Raw genomic sequence first — 14964 nt, forward strand, 5'->3', positions numbered from 1 at the left:
ACAGTTTTTTTTCTGATTTTCACAAACTCTTTAAGAAAATGGGAAGTGAAAATCCGTTTAATCCGTGGTAGCTGTCGCCAAACTCTTCAAAAAGTGAACGTGCACTTTGTCATTTCGGACGAAGGAGAAATTACATAATAAAGAATACACTGATTGCCAAAGTTTTTTTTTGAATGGAAAGGTGAAATCCATTTAATCCGTTCTATTTGTGGACAAACTTTTCAAATTGGTTGCATGAAATGCAGATTTAATAGATTTTGCAGATTTTTTTGTAAAATAGGAAATAAAAACCCTTTTTGTCTCTGGTAGCTGCGAAAAAAATTATTCAAAAAAGGGTTTTGTTCATCGATTAAAGAAATCCTACTTGTAGTAAATCAATTACTCTTCTGTATTTTGATGAAATAAATTCAGTAAAACGCTTTTGATTCTATTCCGGTCCTCGTTGGTTAGGTTAGATCCGGAGGGCAGACACAGTCCGTTTTCAAACAGTTCTTCAGCAACTGTTGTCCCGTAGAATGCATATTTTTCAAAAATGGGTTGCAAGTGCATCGGTTTCCACAATGGTCTGCACTCGATATTTTCGGCCTGCAGTGCTAATAGGATGGTTTCTTTGGTTATTCCGTTGGTTTTTTCAGGATCGACTAAGATCGCACTCAGCCAATAATTGGCAAAATAGTCGGCATTGGGTGCCGTAAAAACCATAACTCCGGGGATTTCTTTAAAAATTGTTACATAAAAATCGTGCATCAGCCTGCGTTTTGCCACATGATCATCTAATACTTCCATTTGACCCCGACCGATACCGGCACAAATATTACTCATCCGGTAATTATACCCTATTTCGCTATGCTGATAATACGATGCGGCATCACGCGATTGGGTAGCAAAAAAAACGGCTTTTTCTTTAAGTGCTGCTGTAGGTGTAACAATTGCACCACCTCCTGATGTGGTGATGATCTTGTTGCCATTAAAAGACAACACGCCAATATCGCCAAAAGTACCACACTTTTGTCCTTTGAAACTGCTTCCTAAGGCTTCGGCACTGTCTTCTAAAATAGGTATTTGATACGCGTCCGCAACAGCACGAACTGCTTCAATTTGATACGGAACACCATACAAGTGGACGGCTATAATGGCTTTGGGTTTGTGTCCTTTGGCTATTTCACAAATGATAGCTTCTTCCAACGCTATGGGACATAAATTCCAAGTATCCCATTCGCTATCAATAAAGACAGGCGTAGCACCCTGATATAGAATAGGATTTGCCGAGGCCGAAAATGTCATGGTCTGACACAGTACGGTATCTCCTGCTTGAACACCTAACAAAATAAGCCCCAAATGAATGGCCGCTGTTCCGGAACTCAAAGCACCGACGGCAGCATCATTGCCTAAATACTTTTGTAAATCCTGTTCCATGCCTATAACATTAGGGCCTAACGGTGCTACCCAATTAGTATCAAACGCTTCCTGTACATATTTCTGTTCAGTTCCGCCCATGTGTGGGGTAGAAAGCCATATTTTTGAATTATTCATGTTCTATATTGTATTTTATAATTCTACCTAAATTGCCTACCACTACGGCATAATCCCGAACGTCACTAATAATCACTGCTCCGGCTCCTATTGTAGCCCATTTTCCAATTTTAACTCCTTCAATTACCACTGCTCCTATCCCTACATGAGTTCCCTCGCCTACAGTAACATTCCCAGCTAAGGCCGCATTAGGAGAAACGTGTACAAAGCTACTTATTTTGCACTCGTGTTCAATTATAGCCCCTGTGTTAATGATACAATGCTGCCCAATAACTGCATCCGGATTTACTACAGCTCCTGCCATGATCACTGTACCTTCACCAATAGAGGCATAGTTCGATACTACGGCTTTGGCATGAATAGCAACTGGATATCGAGCCGCCAATTGGTTAACAATCCTTTTTCTGGTTCTGTTATCCCCCACAGAAACAATAATTTGTTTGTCTGAAAAGCTTTGAAATATTTTTGTGTTGTAAACAGGAATAGTAAAAATATCAGCATGCTTCGGATGATCATCTACTATTCCTTCAATCGTTAAATTTTGTGTAGAAGCAATAATGTCAATTATAACTTTGCAGTGCCCGCTGGCGCCAAATAAATACATATTAATTTCCTTTAAATAGTTCTGTTGTGGCTATGTTTACAGTATTTATTCCTTCTCGAACGAGTACTTTTTTTAAGGTTAAAAAAAATATTTTGAGATCCAAAAGTAAAGAGAGATGATCTACATACCAAACATCGTATTCAAATTTCTGTTTCCAGCTAATCGCATTCCTACCATTGACTTGTGCCCATCCCGTTATTCCGGGCGTGACGGCATGCCGCCTTTGTTGCACAACATCATACAAAGACAAATATTCAGGCAGTAAAGGTCGAGGTCCTATCAAACTCATTTCTCCTTTCAATACATTCAGCAATTGAGGAATTTCATCCAATGACGTTTTACGCACAAAGATGCCAATTTTCGTGAGTCGCTCACCATCAGGTAATAAAACACCATCAGCATCTTTTTTATCATTCATAGTTTTGAACTTAATGATGTTAAAGAGCATCCCATTTTTGCCGGGACGCAATTGAAAGAAAAAAGGTTTTCCCTGATTAGCAAAAAAAAGTCCTATGGTGACGACCAAAAACAAAGGACTCAATAACAGCAACCCTAAAAAAGCAGCAATAAAATCAAACATTCTTTTAAAAAAGAATTTATACATGTTCTAGTCTGTTTTTAATAAGCTGATACGAATGAGTAACAGTGTATTCTCGTTGTAGCAAATCCCATGCGTTTTCTCGCATTTGATTGAAAGTATCCTCATTAGAACAAATTGCATCGATTGCTTTTTGCATATTTAAAATTTCTCCCGATAAAACTGAAATGCCACACTTATTTTTTTCGATTAAGCTTCCGATATCCGAAATAGCATCGGTAGCTGCAATAACTGGCATTTTCATTTCCAAATATGATAATAAACGCGACGGAAAATTAGGAATGGTAAAGTTTTTGTGCAAAAAAATCATTCCCACATCACAGGCCTTTAAGAGCCTGTCATAATCTTGTTTTGGAAGTCCCGCTAATAATTTTGCGTTTTTAGGCTGGTTCTTTTGAAACCACAAAAAGATTCTGTTATATTCAGTACCCGAACCCACCACTAAAAAAAATACGTCTGGGTTAACCGTTGCACTTATCGTTGATAAAAGAAACTCAAGCCCTTGAGGCTTTCCTAAATTACCGCCATAGACCAATATTTTTTTATGTAACGGTAGATTATACTTGTCTCTCTCAATTTGTCTTTCCTCAATTGATTGACTAATTATTATTGGAGCAATTGAATTAGGATTAACTTCAACCTTTAAAGGTGCTATTGTCGGATTGTGGGTGATTACATAATTCCTGTTGGCTTCAGACATACACCCAATCGTATCGGAAAGCTCATAGAGCCTGCTTTCTTTTTTTAGAAATAGCTTATGCAATACGCTCCCTTTTTTTAACATTTTCATATCGACAGCATTCTGTGGAAAAATGTCTTTTAATAACAAATAAGAATAAGTATTATCCCTTTTTTTAACATAATCTATCACTTTAGAAAAAGTAATCGGTGGTGTGGAATACAACACCAAATCAAATTTCACCATCGAAAAATATTTTTTAATCGCGTTCAAATACTGATATTCTATTGCTAAAGTACCAATACCTTTTTCAACAAGATTCGTTTTTTGCAAATTAAAAGTACGAACATTTAAGATACTCACTTGGTCTTTGCTTATAAGGTGGGTCTTCTTTTTATCTCTGCGCTCTGAAGGACTTACCACAAAAACTTCATGTCCTTCCTCTTTAAATTTACGAAGCAAGTCGGTATAAATCCCACGTTCCTCTAGCGATTTAATTTTAACCAATGTCAAAAAAAGAATAGTCATAACATTCAATTAATTATATTCGCTCCAAACAGTTCTTTTCACATAATCCGTATAACTCAAAATAATACGAACCATTTTATCGGATACATTGGACATCGAATAATCTACTACGGAACGGAAATTGCGGTCAGAACCTTTTTTCTGATATTGTAATTGAACCAATCCCTGCATAATCCGTTCTGGATTCAATCCCACCATCATGACGGAAGCCTCTTCCATTGCTTCAGGACGTTCGTGCGCATCACGAATATTTAATGCCGGGAAATTCAATATCGATGATTCTTCCGAAATGGTTCCGCTGTCTGACAAAACTGCAAAAGATTTCATTTGCAAAGCATTATAATTATTGAATCCCATAGGTTTCAAAAACTGAACTTCCGGTCGCATGGCAATATTTTTGCTGTCAATCATCTTTTGCGTACGAGGATGGGTACTAACAATGATTGGGTAGCCATACTTTTCTGCAATCAGATTCAAACTATCCATCAAGCCTTTAAAGTTTTTTTCGCTATTGATATTTTCTTCTCTATGAGCCGAAACTACAAAATATTTGTGCGCTTCTAATTGTAAAGTATTTAAAATATCTGAAGCTTCAATTTCTGGCAAATAATGATTCAAAACCTCAAACATCGGCGAACCTGTTTTAATGATTCTATCTGCCGGCAAACCTTCTCTTAACAAATATTCCCTAGCAATATCACTGTAGGTCAAGTTGATGTCCGAAACGTGGTCTACAATTTTCCGATTTGTTTCTTCAGGAACGCGTTGATCAAAACAACGGTTACCCGCCTCCATGTGAAAAATTGGAATATGCTTTTTCTTAGCTGGAATAGCACAAAGACAGCTATTTGTATCGCCTAAAACTAAAAACGCGTCTGGCTTTTCACGCTCCAATAGCGGGTCGATTTTGATTAATATTTGTCCTATAGTCTCAGTAGCTGTTATTCCGGCCGCATCTAAGAAAAAATCAGGCTTACGAATCCCTAAATCATCAAAGAAAATTTGATTTAGCTCGTAATCATAATTTTGCCCTGTGTGCACAATTATATGCTCAATAGCATCGGAATTATCTAAAGCTGCCATAACTCTGGAAAGTCGAATAATTTCCGGCCTGGTCCCAACCACTGTCATTACTTTAAGTTTTGCTTTCATTTATACGTAGGCTATTTACTATTTTAAATTATACGTTTTCAAAGTAAGTATCTGGATCATTTGGATCATAAAACTCATTAATCCAAAAAATGGTATACAATTCTTCTTCTCCAACATTTTTAATATTATGAGTATACCATACAGGCATATCAACATAAGCCGGTTCCTCTCCGTTCAAATAAAAGTTTAGTATTTCATCAGTTCCAATTTGTCGTAATTGGATTAAAGCATTTCCTTTTATTACTGCAAAACGCTCAATCTTTCGGGTGTGAAAGTGATTCCCTCTTGTAATTTCAGGAACTGTCGTTGAGAATGAAACCTGTCCTCCTACATTCAGCCTAATAACTTCAACAAAAGCGCCTCTTGGATCAGTATGTTGTATGAATTTTACAGGAAAATGATTTGGAATATCCATATAACAACGAAAAGTATTGAAAAGATTCACTTCAAACCTGCTGTTTAGCTCCGGAATAATTCCTTTGTCTTGATATTCAGACTTGTACTTTTCTAATGAGGCTAGAATTCCAGAAACTTTTGATTCAGACGTATGAGGAACTAAAACCTCAGCTTTGCTTTTTCCGCTTCTTATTTCTTTTAAAATTTCATCCACCAATTCCCCAACATAAATCAATTTTAAATCCCCATCTACATCAATTGTTGGAGTTTCATTTCTGGCAATCTTATGGCAAAAAGTAGCCACGACCGAGTTGTAATTTGGATGTCCGAAAGGTCCAAAAACATTAGGAATGATTAGTCCAGTGAATCTCCCACCAGAATTTTTAGCCCATTTAGCCATTAATTCTCTGCCTTCTTTTTTTGATTTACCATAAAGATTGTCTCTTTCCTCCTGAGTTGATGAAGAAAAAAGAACATGAGATTTACTATTTGTTTCTTTTAACGAAGCAACTAATTTTTGAGCCAATCCTATATTGGTATCATAAAGAACCTGAGGATCTGAATGACGGTTCATTGCTGCCAAATGCACGATAACATCACACTTTGAAACAAAATCATTTAATTTTGTAGTATCATCAAAAAATTCCTTCTGGAAATCAACGCTTTGAAATTCTTCTTGAAAAAGTCCTAAAGTATTATACAAATGTGTTCCAACAAATCCGGCTTGGCCAGTAATTCCAACTCTTAGCATTTTATATTTTTCTATATTATTTCTTATTTCCAATCAAACCATAACTGGCTGTCGAACCTAAAGTTGTCACTCGTCGATTCATTTACTGAAAAATCAGAAAAAACAATCATTCTTGAATTGGTTTCTAAAGCCTTAAATCCATTCGCAAAACCTCCCGGGATATGAAGTACTTTATTTTCTGTTGCTTTTAATACAAATGTTTCTGATTCAATATTTTCAGATGGGTTATCCCAATTATCAGGTTTTACAACCGAAACCGAAAAACTTCCAAATAGTACTTGAAACCACTTTTGCTCTTTTTTATGACCTTGCCAGGCACGAACAACACGTAAGTCAGGATGTTCAATAATATAATAGCGCTTGACTTCTGAAAGATCAAAATCATTTACAAAAGTAAGCCTTCCCCTTTCATCTTGATAGCTTCCGCCTTGTATTAAATTTGGAAATTGATTCATTACACTGGCATTTGGGCAACATCTTCTCCAAAAACCTTTTTTCGGATTAATGGTAATTTAACTAAAAGCTTTTTCATGCCTTCCACTCCAAGTTGTTCTGTACTATGAGAATGATAGTCTTCACTTAGAGATACATCTTGTTCCCCTTCCGAAAAATACTGCGCATAATTCAAATCACGGTTATCAGCCGGAATTCTGTAAAAATCGCCCATATCTTCAGCCTTTACCATCTCTTCACGGGTACACAAGGTTTCATAGAGCTTTTCTCCATGACGGGTTCCGATTATTTTTATTTCATTATCTGCATTACAGAGTTCTTTTAAGGCTTGTGCCAAGTCGCCAATCGTTCCTGCAGGCGCTTTATTAACAAACAAGTCGCCAGAATTTCCGTGCTCAAAAGCAAACAAAACCAGTTCCACGGCTTCGTCTAACGACATCAGGAAACGGGTCATTTTAGGATCCGTTATCGTAATGTTCTTACCTTCCTGGATTTGTTTTAAGAATAATGGAATAACCGAACCTCTCGAGGCCATTACATTACCGTACCGAGTTAAACAAACCGTAGTATCCGTAGTATTTCTGGAAGCGGCGATAGCTACTTTTTCCATTAATGCCTTAGAAATTCCCATTGCATTAATAGGATAAGCTGCTTTATCAGTACTCAAGCAAATAACTTTTTGAACTTTATTCGCTGCAGCGGCATCTATTACGTTTTGGGTACCAAACACATTGGTTTTAGTCGCTTCCAACGGGAAAAACTCACAGGATGGCACTTGTTTTAAGGCCGCGGCATGAAATACATAATCGACCCCATGCATTGCACGTTCAATACTGGTGAAGTCGCGCACATCACCGATGTAAAATTTAAGTTTGTCGTTTTTCAACTGGTTGCGCATATCATCCTGCTTTTTCTCGTCACGCGAAAAAATACGTATTTCCTTGAAATGATCGGTATGCAAGAAACGGTTTAATACGGCATTTCCAAACGAACCTGTACCTCCCGTTATGAGAAGTACTCTATTTTGTATTTTCATTTTTAGTAATTAAATTTTTAATGATATTCACATAGGCTTTGGTTCGGTCTATACTGGCTCCAAAACGTTTTAAATTTTCTATTCCTTTGTCTATCAATTCGTTTCTAAGTGGCTCGTTATGGGAAAGCGCAAAAATTGCATTAGCATAGGCTTCTGGATTACTTGGTTCGCAAAACAGCGCAGCATCGCCACAAATATCACGAGAAAAACCCAAATCAGATGCAACAATTGGTTTTTTCATGAACATAGCTTCCAAATAAGTAGCCGAAAAAACTTCTAATAATGTCGGAATAAATACCATATCGGAGTTGGAATATAGAGAAGGAATTTTTTCTAACGGTATTTTGCCTAAATATATAATATTTTCTTCGCAACTTGTGGGGAAATTCAAATCTACCTTATCCATAGTAATTAAAAACTTAAAATCTTTAAGGTGCTTTTTGTTTCTAAGAATTTCGATGACTGCCGGCAGTATTTGCATGTTTTTATGGGCATAATTGGCAGTTAAAAATAAAATGTTTAAAGAAGTAGTATCTGTAATTTTTAATTCTGGCAATTTTCCTTTTGCGAAAAAAATTTCATTCAGCGTATTGCCTACCACAAAACTATCTTTAGTATATTTTGCCTTGGAAGTAAAAATAGTTTTTGCGTCTTCAGTTTCAAAAATCAAAGCATCGGAATATTTTTTAAAGGAATAGGTTTTTAAAACAGAGAGTAATTTGTAGTAAATCTTTTCTTTAAATCCAATTTGATTAAAAAACGGAGAATCGGGATACAAAATATACGGTATGGCAAAGCCAACTATTTTCGGAAATTTACTTTTGTGGTATGACGGTCCAAAAAGCGTAAAAATACAATCCGGTTGGATGCTGTTTTCGAGATTTTTAATTCGGATAATTCGTTTACTTTTTGAAATTTCTTCTGCCTTACCGAGGTTGTAAAAAATAAAATTATCCGGAAAATTAGAAGTATCAAAATTCTCTGCACCTTTTACAGATTGCACAACATGCCATTCTGCAATAAATTGTAAACTTTTTAAATCGCTTAAAAAAGAAGCGGCTACTTGCAAACCACCACCAGCAAAAAGATTGGAATTATCAAGTAGTACTTTCATTTTTTTATCTTATTTAAAAAAACGATAAGATGCTCTGATGCCTTTTTTCTTGTAAAAGAATCGGAAACGATTTGAAAGGATTTTTCACCCATTTCTTCTAATCGTTGTCTATCGGTTTCTGCAATTTTATTTATATTTTCTATTAAATCTGCACTGCTAATTTGGCTTATTATCCATCCATTTTCATTATTCGGAATAAGATCTTTTGCGTTGCCGGCTTTTGCCGAAATTAACAAGGCTTTTTTAAGAAAAGCGGCTTCAATTGGACTTAGCGGATTAGGGTCCGATTTTGTCGGCAATACAAAAACATCTGCTGCTATCAAATAAGACCGAACGTTTTTTGAACTCAATTGACCAGTAAGTCGGTACTGATTTTCAAGTTGATCTTCAACCATTTTATTCTTTAACGCTTCGTAAAATTCGCCTGCTCCTATTTGTACAACATACAAATTGTCTTGTTTAGCTTGTTTAAATGCTTCATAAAAATCCAAGACCCCTTTTCTAGTATCCAATGAGGAAACCAATACTAAAATAGTTTTATCAACAGGCAAACCATTCAAAACTCTGTAGTCGTTTTTGGAATCAAAAGGCGTTACTGAAAAAAAAGTTTCATCAACAGTATTAGGTAAAAAATCTACCACTGCACTATTATTAAAATGCAAGACATATTCTTTAGATTTCAAGTTGGGAACTACATAATAATCTATCTCGTTCAAAATGGTTTTACGCAAAAAATTAACGTATTTGTTAACACGCACTTGTGCGTCAAAATGTCCTTCGCTCCAAAAGACCACTGGACAATTTAGTTTCTTTTTATTTAAAATCACCGAAATGGTCGCTGGTGCATTCCAACTTCCTGCCAACATAATCCAGCTGGGCTTCAATCTTTCTAACTCAGAAATTAATCCAAAATTTATGTGTGGATAATACCCTTTAAATTCTGGGTGCCAGCCTTTTAAAAAAATAAAAGAATAGATATTTTCTTCTGGATTAAATTGCCAATGCCTGCCCGTTTCGCTTTTTGCACAATATACAACATGCAAACTTTGTCCTACCTTAAGAAGCTCTTGCTGTAAGGTATTAAAAAAAGCAGTTCTATAAGGTGTGGGTATATTGGTTACTATTGCTAACATATTGTTTTTTATAAAATAGTTTTAACGTTATTAAAAGAAATGCCAACAGCGTTACATTTTGGGGCAAATACCCGCGGGTAAGTTCTTGAAACAACACCATGGCTATCATTACTACTATTACGCAATCTCTCGCTATGTTCAAATTAGTAAGCTTAGATAGATACCCTAAAAACACGCCCAATAACGTCATGAAAAACACAACACCAAAAGTTCCGAAGGCAATATAGTATTCGATCACATTAGAAACTGCTGCTCCAGCATAATATCCTTCAATGGAATTGAAGGACTTTCGAAGAATATTCATTTGAGGAATTTCTGGTTTTACGTTTCTTTCAAAAAAAGACGCTGGTATAATTCGTATCAAAATATGCGTAAACATAGACTCGCCGAAATCTTGATCAATGTGATTATCTCTGATATATTTTACTACCATCATCTCCGTCTTGTAATTATCGGTTTGTTGCATGACCAACTGGTACGGAGACAAACCATATTGCACTTTAGATTCAAAAGTAACTTTATTAAAAGCTAAAGTCTTTAACGCTTCTCTATTGAGTGTTATAAAATTGATACTGTATGCAACCAACCAGCCGATAACTGCCCATTTAATTACCGTTTTAAAAGAAAAGGTAGAAGTTACAGCAAAATGATAAATAATGCCAATAATTAAAAGTAAAATGCGGTATCGAAAACCAAGAACCATGTAAGCCAAAAGAGAACCACCTAAAATCAGCCAATGCCATTTTTTATGGAACTTTTTCTCGTAAATCAAGATGATAAAAGCCAAAATAAGGGAATCACCCAAAAAAACTAAATAATTATAAAATCCACCACCATAAACATCTTCTTCGAGATTTCTTTTAATCATAGAAACTAGAGAAAGAAAAAAGAACCACATATAGTATTTGTGCTTGGGATTCAGAATATAGAACTTTTTGTCTGTTTGCGTTTTTTGTTTTGACATTCGGTAGGCGAAGGCATAACTCAACAACAAGCAAAAAATAGCCAACACATACAGTTGCATAGTATCATCAAAACCGGAACTAAAATTACCTCCCAAATGGGTGTACAAGTTTAAATTTATTGAGTTTAACGGACCCAAAAAAAAACAAATAAAATAAATAAACAATACAAAGAGCAGCAAAAAATGCCTACGAAAGTCTTGCCCTGCCAAAACAAAACCAAATAAAAACAAAATTGCAAGTAAATAAAATTCCATGTTTATTTTTAGGATATATTTTGCAGATGGTTTACCAAATTTTTTCTAAAGGTACTCCAATTTAAGTTTTGGGCGGTTTTAAAACCATTATCGCCTAACCTACCTACCAATTCTGGGTGGGCAATTAGAGTTTCTATTTTTTCTTTAATGGCCGCAGCGTTACGTATCGGAACAACAAAACCATTTTCGCCATCTTGTATGATATCCAACGCTATGGTATTTTCTGATGCTAGTACTGGAATTCCGGTAGCCATTGCCTCTAAAATAACTTGCCCAAAACCTTCTACTAAAGAGGGCAAAACAAAACAATGTGATTGGTGTAGCAACGAAACCATTTCTTCTTGTGATATGTTTTTATGCAAATGTATTAGCACTTGATAATTGTCTAACAAATTTTCATCAAAAATACCTCTACCCACAATATGAAGCGCTACGTTAGGCATGCCATCAAGTGCTTCCAGCAAATAGGTTATTCCTTTTCGTTGGTTTAAACTGCCTATAAAAATGACATTAAAAACAGCCTCTTTTTTTAAAATTTCTCTTTTTTTATACGGATACAGAGCGGTTTCTACGCCATACGGTATAACTTTAATTCGGTCGGCATTAATGCCTTCTTGCTGCAAAGATATTGCAGTTATACTACTTGCACAAATTATTTGATCGGCTAAATGAATTTCTTTCGCAAGATCTTGTAAAATACCATCCGGAACGGAAAACTCGTACTCTTGCAGCAACGATTTTTTAGAAACCGGGTTTCTTTGCATTTCTTCGGTTAAAATATTTTTAACAAATGTAGTATGTGGATGAAACTGAAACAAGATTTTTGGCTGTATTGAGTTATTTTCAAAAGCATACTTGGCGTAGGTATTCATGCTAATGATAGGTATTTTGTATTTCAACGAAAGTTTCCTTGCCGCAACACCCAACGCTTTGTCTTTTAAAGCACTATATTTTATATTTTTGGTTACCGAAAATAATAATGCATATATTGTAGCGAGTACACTAGTGCAAACCAACGTACTTGGCAATCCAACTTTGTATCTTTTAGCTACTGTATTTTGAACGCTTCTTGGTACACAATTCAAAATACTTCGGATAGCAAAAGCATCCAATGGCGCATAAAAATCAGTTAACAAGCAGTGCAACGCATTTGCCTTTGCCAATGCCAAAGCCACTTGGTAATCGTCTCTTCTTCCGGCATGTACCACTATATATTTCATTGCGCTCTTTTCTTTAAAAATCGAGCTGGAATACCACCCCAAATTTCTCCTTGTGGAATATCTTTTGTAACAACAGCTCCTGCGGCAACAACTGCGTGATCTCCAAGAGTAACTCCCTGTAAAATAATGCAATTTGCTGCCAACCAAACATGATTACCGATTATGCTTCTTCCATTACTTGCAACAAACTTTTTGCTATTATAAGTACTAGGATGAGTCGAAAAATTACTAACATCGTGTTCTTCCAACCCTATTTTAACACCAGGAGCGATACTACAATAAGAACCAATGGTGGCATGCTGAACATATGCATCAGTCATGTATGTGTTTTCTCCAATAATTGCTTCGTCAAGTACTTTAGAGTTTCCAAAAATAGAACAGCCATTGAGCTTAGCTTTCCTGGATACATACGAAGATGGCACTACCCGTACGCCATTGAGGTTCCAATATAAATAAGAAACAAATTGAATTATTAAATTATATATGTCGCTGAATAAAAATTTCATATTTATTTTAATTTTATAATGGTGATTATTTCTGTAAAATTGTATTATAAAATTGCATTGTTTTGTTTACCATTGCGTTAACAGAGAATTGTTTGGCGTTTTGATAGGCATTTTCACTATAAACCTGCCAACGATTCGAGCTAAAAACGGCATCTATTTCTTGCGCTAAGAAGATAGGCTCGTTTGTATCAATCATAATACCCGTAAATTCATTTTGATGCATGTCAATCAAACCTCCTTCTACATTAAAACTAAATATAGGAACGCCAACCGACATGGCTTCTAAAACATTATAAGGAAAACATTCTTTTCTAGAAAGCATCAAAAATCCATGTGCTTCCAAAAGAAAAGGAACTACCTCTTTTTGCCAACCTTTAAAAGTTACATTTTTAGTTAATTTTTTTTCGGTGACGCTTCTCGTTATTTGCTTTACATAAGATTCATCTAGTGTATCTCCATCACCAACTAAAGTAAGTCGGTATTTCAATGCACTGTTTTGTTCTAGAAAATTTAGAATTTCAATAGCAAGATGCGGTTGTTTGTCTTGGGCTAATCTAGATACCATTACTAAATTAATACATTCTTCCGGTATTTTATATTGATTATTTGCATAAATTTCGACACCATTACTTATTATTTCCGACGTTGGTTTTGACAGATACTTTAATTTTGTGTAATGGTTTTTTACGCTTTCTGATAAAAAAATAACGCCGTCTATAATGCTATTGAAAAAAAAGTTAGTAAGATAATTGGTATCCATTTGGTGTATAGTATAGACCGTTTTACCTTTAAAAAATAAAAGTGGAATAAAACTAAAAATTGGAATCACGTTTAGATGAATAATATTCGGCTTTATTCTTTTTATAATTTTAAAAAAATTAAAAATCATTTTTAAATCTCGACCATTTTTACCATTTAATTCGTAAATATTTATTTTCTTCGCTTTTAAAAATTTAATGTCGTCATTTTTAATTTTATAAAATATTAGTAAAGTAATTTCTATATTTCTATCCGATAAATTAATAGATAAATCATGAACGTATTTTTCAATACCACCCATGTAATAACGCCCCGTACATAATAAAACTTTCATACCACTCCATTTATAAATTTAACTGAATTTATGATACATTTTTACTGGCAATCGTAACGAAGTAAATAAAACTTTGGTACCTAAAGACGCTTTACTTTTAGCAAATATTTTTTTTAAATAAAAATCATAAAGAGTAATGTTTTTTTGAAAAAAAGACACATACGGTTTAATGTATTTTTTAAATATGAGATATTCTGTTTTGTAAAAAGAAGTAATGTAAAATTCTTTAGAACCTGACGAATATACCGAATCTTCTCGTACTCTATAATAGGCTAAAGGTTCTGGAATATAATGAAATGGAATTCCTAATCGGGTAATTTTTAGCCAATACGGCCAATCTTCACAATTGGGTATTTCGGTATCAAATTCTCCTATTTTTCCAACCAAAGTCGTTTTTATTAACACTGCAGGCGCATTTACCACGCATCCTTTTGTAAGTATTTCAAATTGCTTTGCAGCAGGCACTTCTTTATTAAGTACTTTTGGCTGGTCTGAAAATAAATTTTCAAAATTTGTAAGACCCTTATTGTTTTTACTGAATTTAAGAACAGGCGCATGTAAAATTTCACATTCTTCATGTGCATTTACATAAATTATCATTTTTGCGATTGCACCGGTCGCCAAACAATCATCACCGGCAATAAGTTTTATCCATTCACCACGTGTTGCTGCAAAACCACGGTTACAGTTTTGAACCACACCTTTATTAACTGCAACTGTTATTAATTCTGTACGTACAAAACGCGCTTTATTTTCTGTTAACCATTTTTCACAAAGCGTTACGGTAGTATCTTTAGAGGCATCATCGGTAAGAATTAATTCTATATTAGCATACGTTTGGTTTTTGATACTTTCTAGCGTTTCCACAACAAACTCGGCAGAGTTATAGGTGATAACGACTACACTAACCAAGGGCTGCTTTGCATCAAAATTATTGTTTGTTACCATC

The 14964-nt window shown here is 35.0% G+C and carries 15 protein-coding genes; all 15 read right to left on the minus strand.

What is annotated here, in order from left to right; translation table 11 throughout:
• Positions 1–378: 378 nt before the first annotated feature.
• From ACNQGJ_RS12080 to ACNQGJ_RS12150, 15 genes are read right to left on the minus strand one after another with little or no spacing between them, the layout of a single operon-like run.
• Positions 379–1533 carry a DegT/DnrJ/EryC1/StrS family aminotransferase gene (locus ACNQGJ_RS12080; RefSeq protein ID WP_417973092.1) on the minus strand — a complete coding sequence of 385 codons (1155 nt, stop codon included), beginning with the start codon at positions 1531–1533 and terminating at the stop codon, positions 379–381.
• Positions 1526–2137, minus strand: coding sequence for an acetyltransferase (locus ACNQGJ_RS12085; RefSeq protein ID WP_417973094.1), 612 nt, complete (start codon positions 2135–2137; stop codon positions 1526–1528). The genes ACNQGJ_RS12080 and ACNQGJ_RS12085 overlap by 8 nt, the downstream gene beginning before the upstream one ends.
• Position 2138: 1 nt before the next feature.
• Positions 2139–2741: a sugar transferase gene (locus tag ACNQGJ_RS12090; RefSeq protein WP_417973096.1), complete on the minus strand. Its 603-nt coding sequence runs from the start codon at positions 2739–2741 to the stop codon at positions 2139–2141.
• The gene (locus ACNQGJ_RS12095) at positions 2734–3942 is read right to left on the minus strand and encodes a glycosyltransferase family 4 protein (RefSeq protein ID WP_417973098.1); all 1209 of its coding nucleotides are present in this window, start codon (positions 3940–3942) and stop codon (positions 2734–2736) included. The genes ACNQGJ_RS12090 and ACNQGJ_RS12095 overlap by 8 nt, the downstream gene beginning before the upstream one ends.
• A 9-nt stretch (positions 3943–3951) precedes the next feature.
• Positions 3952–5094: a non-hydrolyzing UDP-N-acetylglucosamine 2-epimerase gene (wecB, locus tag ACNQGJ_RS12100; protein ID WP_417973100.1), complete on the minus strand. Its 1143-nt coding sequence runs from the start codon at positions 5092–5094 to the stop codon at positions 3952–3954.
• Positions 5095–5122: 28 nt separating this feature from the next.
• Complete coding sequence (locus tag ACNQGJ_RS12105) at positions 5123–6241, minus strand: polysaccharide biosynthesis C-terminal domain-containing protein (RefSeq protein ID WP_417973102.1); 1119 nt, start codon at positions 6239–6241, stop codon at positions 5123–5125.
• Between the two features lie 23 nt (positions 6242–6264).
• On the minus strand, positions 6265–6696 hold the full coding sequence (locus ACNQGJ_RS12110) for a WxcM-like domain-containing protein (RefSeq protein ID WP_417973104.1): 432 nt from the start codon (positions 6694–6696) through the stop codon (positions 6265–6267).
• Positions 6696–7730 (minus strand): polysaccharide biosynthesis protein, encoded by a 1035-nt coding sequence (locus tag ACNQGJ_RS12115; RefSeq protein WP_417973106.1) that lies wholly within the window; start codon positions 7728–7730, stop codon positions 6696–6698. The genes ACNQGJ_RS12110 and ACNQGJ_RS12115 overlap by 1 nt, the downstream gene beginning before the upstream one ends.
• The gene (locus ACNQGJ_RS12120) at positions 7714–8844 is read right to left on the minus strand and encodes a glycosyltransferase family 4 protein (protein WP_417973108.1); all 1131 of its coding nucleotides are present in this window, start codon (positions 8842–8844) and stop codon (positions 7714–7716) included. The genes ACNQGJ_RS12115 and ACNQGJ_RS12120 overlap by 17 nt, the downstream gene beginning before the upstream one ends.
• Positions 8841–9977 (minus strand): glycosyltransferase family 4 protein, encoded by a 1137-nt coding sequence (locus ACNQGJ_RS12125; RefSeq protein ID WP_417973110.1) that lies wholly within the window; start codon positions 9975–9977, stop codon positions 8841–8843. Before ACNQGJ_RS12125 ends, ACNQGJ_RS12120 begins: the two co-directional genes overlap by 4 nt.
• Positions 9940–11196 carry an O-antigen polysaccharide polymerase Wzy gene (gene wzy / locus ACNQGJ_RS12130; protein WP_417973113.1) on the minus strand — a complete coding sequence of 419 codons (1257 nt, stop codon included), beginning with the start codon at positions 11194–11196 and terminating at the stop codon, positions 9940–9942. The genes ACNQGJ_RS12125 and wzy overlap by 38 nt, the downstream gene beginning before the upstream one ends.
• Before the next feature lie 8 nt (positions 11197–11204).
• Entirely contained in the window at positions 11205–12416 is a 1212-nt protein-coding gene (locus ACNQGJ_RS12135) for a glycosyltransferase family 4 protein (protein ID WP_417973115.1), read from the minus strand.
• Entirely contained in the window at positions 12413–12922 is a 510-nt protein-coding gene (locus ACNQGJ_RS12140) for a DapH/DapD/GlmU-related protein (RefSeq protein ID WP_417973117.1), read from the minus strand. Before ACNQGJ_RS12140 ends, ACNQGJ_RS12135 begins: the two co-directional genes overlap by 4 nt.
• Before the next feature lie 25 nt (positions 12923–12947).
• Positions 12948–14015 (minus strand): glycosyltransferase family 4 protein, encoded by a 1068-nt coding sequence (locus ACNQGJ_RS12145; protein WP_417973119.1) that lies wholly within the window; start codon positions 14013–14015, stop codon positions 12948–12950.
• Positions 14016–14033: 18 nt separating this feature from the next.
• On the minus strand, positions 14034–14963 hold the full coding sequence (locus tag ACNQGJ_RS12150; protein WP_417973121.1) for a glycosyltransferase: 930 nt from the start codon (positions 14961–14963) through the stop codon (positions 14034–14036).
• Position 14964 lies beyond the last annotated feature (1 nt).

The organism is Flavobacterium cryophilum, assembly GCF_048286555.1.
Classification (GTDB): domain Bacteria; phylum Bacteroidota; class Bacteroidia; order Flavobacteriales; family Flavobacteriaceae; genus Flavobacterium.

Coding starts and splice junctions, on each gene's coding strand:
- ACNQGJ_RS12080 (WP_417973092.1), bottom strand. CDS start 1,533: ATGAATAATTCAAAAATATGGCTTTCTACCCCACACATGGGCGGAACT.
- ACNQGJ_RS12085 (WP_417973094.1), bottom strand. CDS start 2,137: ATGTATTTATTTGGCGCCAGCGGGCACTGCAAAGTTATAATTGACATT.
- ACNQGJ_RS12090 (WP_417973096.1), bottom strand. CDS start 2,741: ATGTATAAATTCTTTTTTAAAAGAATGTTTGATTTTATTGCTGCTTTT.
- ACNQGJ_RS12095 (WP_417973098.1), bottom strand. CDS start 3,942: ATGACTATTCTTTTTTTGACATTGGTTAAAATTAAATCGCTAGAGGAA.
- wecB (WP_417973100.1), bottom strand. CDS start 5,094: ATGAAAGCAAAACTTAAAGTAATGACAGTGGTTGGGACCAGGCCGGAA.
- ACNQGJ_RS12105 (WP_417973102.1), bottom strand. CDS start 6,241: ATGCTAAGAGTTGGAATTACTGGCCAAGCCGGATTTGTTGGAACACAT.
- ACNQGJ_RS12110 (WP_417973104.1), bottom strand. CDS start 6,696: ATGAATCAATTTCCAAATTTAATACAAGGCGGAAGCTATCAAGATGAA.
- ACNQGJ_RS12115 (WP_417973106.1), bottom strand. CDS start 7,730: ATGAAAATACAAAATAGAGTACTTCTCATAACGGGAGGTACAGGTTCG.
- ACNQGJ_RS12120 (WP_417973108.1), bottom strand. CDS start 8,844: ATGAAAGTACTACTTGATAATTCCAATCTTTTTGCTGGTGGTGGTTTG.
- ACNQGJ_RS12125 (WP_417973110.1), bottom strand. CDS start 9,977: ATGTTAGCAATAGTAACCAATATACCCACACCTTATAGAACTGCTTTT.
- wzy (WP_417973113.1), bottom strand. CDS start 11,196: ATGGAATTTTATTTACTTGCAATTTTGTTTTTATTTGGTTTTGTTTTG.
- ACNQGJ_RS12135 (WP_417973115.1), bottom strand. CDS start 12,416: ATGAAATATATAGTGGTACATGCCGGAAGAAGAGACGATTACCAAGTG.
- ACNQGJ_RS12140 (WP_417973117.1), bottom strand. CDS start 12,922: ATGAAATTTTTATTCAGCGACATATATAATTTAATAATTCAATTTGTT.
- ACNQGJ_RS12145 (WP_417973119.1), bottom strand. CDS start 14,015: ATGAAAGTTTTATTATGTACGGGGCGTTATTACATGGGTGGTATTGAA.
- ACNQGJ_RS12150 (WP_417973121.1), bottom strand. CDS start 14,963: ATGGTAACAAACAATAATTTTGATGCAAAGCAGCCCTTGGTTAGTGTA.